This window comes from Flavobacterium sp., from assembly GCF_044338735.1.
Taxonomy (GTDB): domain Bacteria; phylum Bacteroidota; class Bacteroidia; order Flavobacteriales; family Flavobacteriaceae; genus Flavobacterium.
In genome coordinates, this window is record NZ_JBIIWV010000125.1 from 1 (window position 1) to 6,238 (window position 6,238).

The following is a 6,238-nucleotide window of genomic DNA, read 5'->3' on the forward strand; positions in this document are numbered from 1 at the left end:
AATCAGAATTTTCTAAAAAATCACTTGATACTTTATCATAAATAATATTGTTTTCGGTGAGAATCACGTGCTTTCCGCTCAAATAAAAATTCAGATTGGTGTCTTTGAAAATGGCTTTCAAAAGGGTATCAATTGATGTTTTTTCAAAATTTTCATTTATAGAAACGGCATTATTTTTTAACCATTTTTTTTGATAAAAAAAGGAAAAATTTGTTTGTTTTTCAATTTGATTTAATGCTTCGGTTAAATTGGCTGCGTTGATTTTAACTGATATTGTATCACTTTTTTGTGAAAATATTGACAAACTAAAAAATATGATAATAATGGTAAATCTTTTTTTCATATTGATTAGTTGTTTGAATTTAATTGGTCAATAAATCTAAAAATTTTCTCAAAAAATTCAGTTTTATTATCGTTTTCTTGTTTAGCATTTTCATTATAAAATGTATTTATTTCTTTTTTATAGTTTGGAAATAAATTCACAATATGTTTCTTATTTTTGATAGGAATGAATGAGTTGTTTTTCAAAATCAAAAACTCATTAAAAGTTTCAAATTCCATAAAAATTTCTTGATTTTTTATAGACTCTCTTTTTGATTTCTTATGTTTAATATAAAAAATAAAATTTTTTGCAATAAAATTTTCTTCATAAAATCCATTACTAATTTGGTTTGATGAAATACTTAAATTAACAAACTTTTTATTGTGTAAAATAAATTCGTTTACCTTATTTTCAATTAAAATTGTCCCATAATTTTCAGATTCTCCAAATGGCTTAAAAACTAATACATCTCTATTGATGTCATATTTTAAGTTTATTTTATTGTAATCTTGATGGTCATATTTTATGGTGCACAAAATGAATTTATCACTAAAAAAAAATGGATGAGTGGTATTAGTTCTATACGTATTAAAATAAAATTTTCCGTTATTTAAAGGTAGATTGTGTTTACCAATTGTATCATCAAATAAATCTTCAATACTTTTTTGAGAATATACATTTATATTTATAAACAAGGTGATAGCTAAAATTCCGAAAAAACATTTTTTCATTTTCATGCTTTGAATAATTTTGAGCAAGTTAGTTAAATTAGTTAATTAATATTGTTAAATTTTGGTTCTAATTTTTTTTAAACCAAAAGCATTATTTCAAATATTTGAACTGGATCTTTACCATTACTATTTTAGTTAATTAAACTTGTGGCGAGTCTTTTTTCTCAATTGGTTTTCATCTATTGAAGATTATGTTATTATGGCATCTCATGGAGTTAAGGTTTCTAAAGCTTTTTGGTCTCACGCTTTGTATTTTTATCTAATTTCACTTCTTATTCAACAGTAATAATGTCAACTTTTCCAATTTCTTGTAAAATTTTAACTTAAGAAGCAATTTAACGATTAGTTACCTTCTTATTAATCTTTAGTTGTGTCTTTTGATTTCCTAACTCATAAAATTTTTAAGGTCAATATAAAAAAAAGAAAAAACACCAACTCAAATATTCAATTTTTAAACCTATTGAATATTATAAAATAAGATTAAAATATAATTATATCTCTAAAAAATTAGCAACATTTTTACCATTCCACGTCCCTATAAATTTATAAGGAATAAATCTTGCAAATAGTTCTTCTTTATACCATTTTAGTTTTCTGGTAAGACGAACCACCTCTTTGTGCTTTTCATTTTTATAGGCATAATCAATCATTTCTGCTTGGGTTTTCCAAATGCTCAAAGTTGCTTGTTGGATTAAAGGCCATTCGCCAACGCCTATTGAAAGCGCTAATCCATCGTACTCTTCTAAACTTTTACTTACTTGGCCTACTTTTCTCCAAAAAGAAATCAATTTTGAAAACCGAATACTAGCTCTTGTTAAAACCATAACAGGTTTATCTAAAGCCAAAGTGGCATTGGAAACAAAGGGTTGTTTTCCATCCCATTTTCCGTGCGCTTCTGCTGCGTGTGCAAAAACGGTGAATGACTCGGCGCTTCTCGATTTATAATTGTTAAAAAATGAATTGTTTTCAAAAAAAGCAGTAGCATTTATTTCTGATTCCCAAATACATAATAAGGCATACGTACCAAAGTTGGGTTTTGAACTAAAACCATTTTCAGCACCCGAACCCAACAATTTGTAGAACACCAATCCTTCAATATTTTTGAAATGGGCATGACCTATTTGCATTTGCGAAAATGCCCAAAGTTTATTGGAAAAAGTTTCCAATTTAAAAAAAGTACAAGTGGTTATTTGGCTCATTAGTTTGTGTTATATTTTAGAAGGATTTATAATCCATCCTGATTTAGATTATTTTTTTTCAACTACTACTATTTGTACGCCCATTGGAACTAGTTTTTCAAAAGCAAAAATTGGAAATGTAATCACTTTTAAAAACACAAGCGACCAAAAATGTTTAGACATGCTGCCAGACCAATCAACTCCTTTTTTTTGCATTTTGCCAAGCCACCATAGGGTAAACGCATCAAGAGTTCCGTATCGTAAATGGTTTTTAATTTCCCATTTGTCTTTTTGAAACAAAAGGTCAAAACTTTTTTTGGTTGGTAACGAAATGTGCCTTGGACTGTGCCAACCTTGCCAATACGATTTTTGAATTTTTGCGCTAATGCTAGTATAATCAGGTACTTCAATAATTAATTTTCCTCCGTGTTTAAGGCAATTATAGAGTGCTTCTATGGTTTGACCCGGGTTATAATCGTGCTCTAAATAATGCCAAAGTGTAATTACGTCAAATTGTTTATCAGAAACATAATCTTCAATCGCTATTTTTTTAAGTTCTAAGTTGGGAAAACTTTTATCTTTCCAGCCTGAATTTGAAAAATCAATTCCAGTGCATTTTGCTTTTGATTTTTGTTCTAAAATTTCCAAAAAACTTGGATTGCCACAACCCACATCAAGAACATTAAGGTTAAGATTATTTTTTTTAAGATATTTTTTTACGAGAGTAACACGTTTTAAATCTAATTTTTTTTGACTATTAGCTACAAATGAACCATACTTTCCCCAGGCTTCGGATCCTCTATAAGGCAAGTAACTTTCTGTATAATAATTTTCTAATCGTTCAGGAGTTACTGGATTTGTTAAAAATATGGCTTCGCAATTAGTACAAATAGCAAATGTATAAAGCTCATTATTTGGCTCATGCATTAGCGCATTTGTAGATAGGTAAAAAGAACTTTCGATTTTTTTACAAATCGGGCAATTGGCAGCATTTTTAGTTTCCATTCGATAGTTTAATTTATGAACAGCTTATGAAAAATATATAGAATAAACCAAAGTATAATATAAAACCTTATGCTATAAACTAGGACATTTATTCAGATGCTTGCTGTTTTATGCGTTTGCGATTTTAGCATGCTTTAAGGCAGCTTGAATATATTTTTTCTTAATAATTAGCATTCCAAAACTTTCGCCACCTTCTTTTCCTACATTTTTGTGATGCATTTTGTGTGCTCTACGCAAAGCCAAAACATAGACATTTTTTGTTTTAGTTAGCACCTTGAAACGTTGATGAATTACTAAGTCATGAACTACAAAATAGGCTAAACCATAGAGTAAAATTCCAAAACCAACCCATGTGTACCAAGCATATTGGTTCATCATACCAAACATAATAAGTAACCAACTTGGCACGGCATAAATGATAAAAAATAAATCATTTCGTTCAAACCAACTTTTATGGTCTTTTTTATGATGATCAGCATGAAAATACCACATAAAGCCATGCATAATATATTTATGATTTGCCCAAGCCGAAAATTCGGTTAGAATAAATGTAACTAAAACAATGCTACAATTAATTAGTATTTCCATGTTAAATAAATATAAATAATGAACTAAAAAATATAATTTGTAAAATCAATATAATCAATGAAACCGTTCGATTGCTTTTAATTAGTATAGGATAAAAAAAGTACGATATAAAAAAAGCAACTCCAATCCAACCCAAGTAATTATGAATACCTGGTAGTCCACTTTCAAATTGCCAAAAATCGAGTTTTGGGGCTACTTGTTCTATAAGCAAATCAATAAGTGTAACTAGTAAAGCAGCTACAACCAATACCGTTATTTTGTTTGCAAAGAAACTACTTACTATTCTAATTCCGGCACAAATTAGCATAGCCCAATTGATAGAGATGATTAGTGGGACTTCAAGTAATTTAAAGCCCAATCCATTCCCATAAGAATATTTTCCAAAAATTAACCCGGTTTTTACGCCAATTACTTCAATAATATAACCTAAAAAAGCTATGGTAAAAAAGGCTAGTAAGAATTTTTTGTCGGCTACAGGAATGTGAATTAAAAAAACAAAACAAGTAAGCAATAAGGTGTACGGTGTAAAAGGACTAAAAAAAGGAGGATTCATTACAAATCCAATTGATCCTGAAACATATACCAGAATCAAGAAATATAAAAAATAAGATTTGTACGTTTCTTTCATTTCAATTCTTTTTCTACTATAAGTTGACTGGCTATTTTTGCACTAAAAAGGCATAAAGGAATTCCTCCGCCAGGATGTACACTTCCACCCACAAGAAACAAATTTTTGATACTTGATGAAAAGTTGGCATGTCTTAAAAATGCTGCAAATTTATTGTTGCTAGAATTGCCGTAAAGCGATCCGCCGTATGAAGAGGTTTGGTTTTCTATATCAACTGGACTTAGCGTATTTTCTGAAATGATGTATTTTTCAATATCTGTTTTCAACATCGTATTAATTTTGGCAACAACATTTTTTCGAATAGTTGCTGCATAATCTACACTCTCATTTTTATTGTGCGGCACATTAACCATTACAAACCAGTTTTCGCAACCTTCTGGCGCATCAGTTTTGCAATATTTTGAAGTGATATTGACGTAAATCGTAGGATCATCAATTGGAAATTGTTTTGAAAACAAATGATCAAATTCCTTTTTATAATCATCACTAAACAAAATATTATGTAGCCCTAACGCTTCAAATTCTTTATTAATTCCCCAATAAAAGACATAAGCACTACTTGATTTCTCTTGTTGAATTAGTTTTTTAGGAGTGAAAGATTTAGGTAAAAGATATTTATAAAGCACATGGATATCTACATCGCTTGCCACAATATCAAAAGGATAACTGACTCCGCTACTTTTAATTGCAGATATGCGTTTATTAGTTCCTACATCTAATTTTTCAACAGCTGCATTATAGTTGATAGTTACATTAGCTTCTTCTGCTAGTTTGACTAAATGTGTTGTAATTTGATGCATGCCTTTCTTAGGTAAATAAGCTCCAAGATTAAACTCTAAATGCGAAATCATATTCATCAAAGCCGGCGCTTTATAGGGATTTGAACCATTATAAGTCGCAAATCGATTAAATAACTGTACCGTTTTTGGATTGGTAAATGTTTGCGAATTTTTTTCGTTCATCGTACTGAATAATCCTAAAAATGGAGAAAAAAATATCCCTTTTAAAGTCTTAAAATTAATAAAATTTTTCAGTTGATGAAGCGATTGCTTTAAAAATAAATCTTCTGTGGTTTTAAAATAAAAAGCATTGCGTTTGATGTATTTTAAAACAGTTTCTTTTTTTTCATTTAATTTTAGATGTACTTCTTCTGCGAAATCATCCAAATTAGCAGCTGCTTTTAGTTGCGTTCCATCCGAATAAAAATAATTAGTAATGACATCTAATTTCTGGTATTCAAATGAATGGGCGCTACCTTGTAGACTAGTTAATTCATCTATTAACGAAGGCATTGTAAATAAGGAGGGCCCTTTATCGAACCGAAATCCATTTATATTTAGTTCACTTAATTTCCCTCCAGGATAACTATTTTTTTCAAAAATGGTTACCTTAAACCCTTGATTAGCCAGTCGAATTGCCAATGCAAGACCTCCAATTCCAGCTCCAATTATACCAACGGTTTTTGTCATTATATTTTAAATAAAATAGTGACGTAAAATTAATTTTTTACTAAAGGTTAAAAGTATAACAAAAGTTAAAAAATTCCTATAAATATAAAAATCAATTACTAACAAAAAACTTCAAATTTATGCTTGTTTAAAGATAAAAACCCCAATTTAGATTATAAATTGGGGTTTTTGGTAAACTATAAATAAATAAATTATTCTTTTTTCTCTTCTCTTGGAGGTCTTGGTAAAAGTGCTTTTCTTGACACTTTTTCTTTTCTAGTTTTTGGGTCAAGTCCTAAGTATTTCACTTGGAATACATCGCCCATATTTACTACATC

General features: G+C 29.2%; 6 protein-coding genes and 1 pseudogene. All 7 read right to left on the reverse strand.

Translation table 11 applies throughout. The annotated features are described in order from the left end of the window. Positions 1–343: pseudogene (locus ACIQZC_RS08255) on the reverse strand (hypothetical protein); the annotation flags it as partial. Positions 344–348: 5 nt separating this feature from the next. Beyond that, positions 349–1,053 (reverse strand): hypothetical protein, encoded by a 705-nt coding sequence (locus tag ACIQZC_RS08260; protein WP_396138757.1) that lies wholly within the window; start codon positions 1,051–1,053, stop codon positions 349–351. A 491-nt stretch (positions 1,054–1,544) separates the two neighbouring features. After that, entirely contained in the window at positions 1,545–2,252 is a 708-nt protein-coding gene (locus ACIQZC_RS08265; protein WP_396138758.1) for a DUF3291 domain-containing protein, read from the reverse strand. A gap of 48 nt (positions 2,253–2,300) precedes the next feature. After that, positions 2,301–3,236, reverse strand: coding sequence for a class I SAM-dependent methyltransferase (locus tag ACIQZC_RS08270; RefSeq protein WP_396138759.1), 936 nt, complete (start codon positions 3,234–3,236; stop codon positions 2,301–2,303). Positions 3,237–3,344: 108 nt separating this feature from the next. Further along, entirely contained in the window at positions 3,345–3,824 is a 480-nt protein-coding gene (locus ACIQZC_RS08275) for a sterol desaturase family protein (RefSeq protein WP_396138760.1), read from the reverse strand. A 1-nt stretch (position 3,825) separates the two neighbouring features. Continuing rightward, a complete protein-coding gene (locus ACIQZC_RS08280; RefSeq protein WP_396138761.1) occupies positions 3,826–4,452 on the reverse strand; it encodes a carotenoid biosynthesis protein in 627 nt (208 codons plus the stop codon). After that, entirely contained in the window at positions 4,449–5,921 is a 1,473-nt protein-coding gene (gene crtD, locus ACIQZC_RS08285) for a 1-hydroxycarotenoid 3,4-desaturase CrtD (RefSeq protein WP_396138762.1), read from the reverse strand. The genes ACIQZC_RS08280 and crtD overlap by 4 nt, the downstream gene beginning before the upstream one ends. Between the last annotated feature and the right edge of the window lie 317 nt (positions 5,922–6,238).

Bases quoted from the DNA above. Each gene is read 5' to 3' on its own strand.
- ACIQZC_RS08260 (WP_396138757.1), bottom strand. From the start codon at position 1,053: ATGAAAAAATGTTTTTTCGGAATTTTAGCTATCACCTTGTTTATAAAT.
- ACIQZC_RS08265 (WP_396138758.1), bottom strand. From the start codon at position 2,252: ATGAGCCAAATAACCACTTGTACTTTTTTTAAATTGGAAACTTTTTCC.
- ACIQZC_RS08270 (WP_396138759.1), bottom strand. From the start codon at position 3,236: ATGGAAACTAAAAATGCTGCCAATTGCCCGATTTGTAAAAAAATCGAA.
- ACIQZC_RS08275 (WP_396138760.1), bottom strand. From the start codon at position 3,824: ATGGAAATACTAATTAATTGTAGCATTGTTTTAGTTACATTTATTCTA.
- ACIQZC_RS08280 (WP_396138761.1), bottom strand. From the start codon at position 4,452: ATGAAAGAAACGTACAAATCTTATTTTTTATATTTCTTGATTCTGGTA.
- crtD (WP_396138762.1), bottom strand. From the start codon at position 5,921: ATGACAAAAACCGTTGGTATAATTGGAGCTGGAATTGGAGGTCTTGCA.